The organism is Pseudorhizobium xiangyangii, assembly GCF_020531965.1.
Taxonomy (GTDB): domain Bacteria; phylum Pseudomonadota; class Alphaproteobacteria; order Rhizobiales; family Rhizobiaceae; genus Neorhizobium; species Neorhizobium xiangyangii.
Map to the genome: position 1 here is coordinate 1 of NZ_JAJAWH010000086.1, position 1,828 is coordinate 1,828.

Sequence of the window (1,828 nt, forward strand, 5' to 3'; positions counted from 1 at the left end):
CAGATTTCCCGAGCCAGCTCTGTGCCGTGTTCACTTCATGCGCAATGCCTTGGCCCATGCTGGAAAGAGCGGACGCCGCGTTGTCTCCGCCTTTATCGCCACGGCTTTTGCTCAGGAAACACCGGAGGCGGCAAGCAGTCAATGGCGCAATGTCGCCGATCAGATCAGGCCGAAGGTGCCGAAACTCGCCACGCTCATGGACAGTGCCGAGCAAGACGTTCTCGCCTACATGACCTTTCCCAAGCCGCACTGGACGAAGTTGCACAGCACGAATCCCATTGAACGGCTCAACGGCGAGATCAAGCGAAGGACTGAGGTCGTCGGCATCTTTCCCAACGATGATGCCATCGTGCGCCTGGTCGGTGCGCTATTGCTCGAACAGAATGACGAGTGGGCCGTCCAACGATCCCGCTACATGACACTTGAGACCATCGCCACAATGAGCGATGATCCTCTCATCAGCCTGCCAGCCGCAAGCTGATCCATTCACGGCTCTGTCCGGAAGGCACGGCGACTGCCGAAGCTACACCACGCCGTGGGACACGATCCCCAATAACGTGTTTCCATCGCGACAAGATTATGATTCTCTGAATAGCCCCGAGATTTGTAGACGCCTTCTTTCCTAATTTTGAGGCAAGAAGAGCATCATGAGCAAACCGAATTTCAGTGAAGACTTTAAGCGCGACGCTGTGCGTCAGATCACGGAGCGAGGCTATCCGGTTGCGGAGGTTTCGCAGCGGCTCGGCGTCAGCCAGCATTCGCTTTACGCGTGGAAGAAGAAGTTTGCGGCATCGAACGCCAAGGGTAGCGACGAAGCCGAGGAGATCAGGCTGCTGAAGAGAGAGCTGACTCGCGTTACCGAGGAGCGAGACATCTTAAAAAAAGCGGCCGCGTATTTCGCCAGGGATGCAAAGTGAAGTACGCGTTCATTGCCCTGCATCGCTTGCAGTTTTCGGTGCGGACGATGTGCCGCCTTCTGCGGGTTCATCCGAGGAGATTTTATGCTTGGCTGAAGACCCCGCTGAGCAGGCGAGCCAACGAGGACAAACGGCATACCGATCTGCTCCTGAAGGCATGGGAAGAGAGCGGCAAGGTCTACGGTTACCGCAAGCTGCATGACGACCTTCTCGATCAGGGCGAGATGTGCTGCCCGAACCGAGTTGCGCGCCTGACCCGCCTTGCCGGGATCAAGGCGCAGATCGGCTACAAGCGCCGCCCCGGCGTTTATGGTGGCAGGCCTGCCGTCGCTATCGACAACACTCTCGACCGGCAATTCGACGTGGCGGCTCCGGACAAGGCCTGGGTCACCGACATCACCTACATCCGGACCTGCGAGGGCTTCGCCTATCTCGCCGTCGTCATCGATCTCTATTCCCGCCGAGTGATCGGCTGGGCAATGCAGAGCCGCCAGACCACCGACGTCGTGCTGCAGGCTCTGCTGATGGCCGTATGGAGACGCAAGCGGAAAAACAAGGTGCTGATCCACTCGGATCAGGGCTCGCAATTCACCAGTATGGATTGGGCCTTGTTCCTCAGGCATCACAATCTGGTTCACTCGATGAGCCGACGCGGCAACTGCCATGACAATGCGGTCGCCGAGAGCTTCTTCAATCTTCTGAAGCGAGAGCGGATACGTCGCAGGGTCTACCGTTCACGAGATGAAACACGGCAGGACGTGTTCGATTACATCGAGATGTCCTACAACCCGAAACGCAAGCACGCCAGGAATGGGATGCTGTCTCCCGTCGAATTCGAGAAGCAGCAGAAAATCTGACCCGAGGGTGTCTACAAAACTCGGGGCTATTCACACCTTCGAGTTTGAGGGCAA

At 57.4% G+C, this 1,828-nt stretch carries 2 protein-coding genes; both read left to right on the forward strand.

Features of this window, described 5'->3' with window-relative positions:
- Positions 1 to 481 (forward strand): transposase (locus LH464_RS24255; RefSeq protein ID WP_226788959.1); only part of this gene is annotated, 481 nt, incomplete at its 5' end.
- Between the two features lie 166 nt (positions 482 to 647).
- Positions 648 to 1,774, forward strand: a protein-coding gene (locus tag LH464_RS24260; RefSeq protein ID WP_226788960.1) for an IS3 family transposase whose coding sequence is annotated in 2 segments (ribosomal slippage) — positions 648 to 873 and positions 873 to 1,774 — 1,128 coding nt in all. Because the reading frame shifts where the segments join, the coding sequence is not laid out codon by codon here.
- The last annotated feature ends 54 nt before the right edge of the window (positions 1,775 to 1,828 follow it).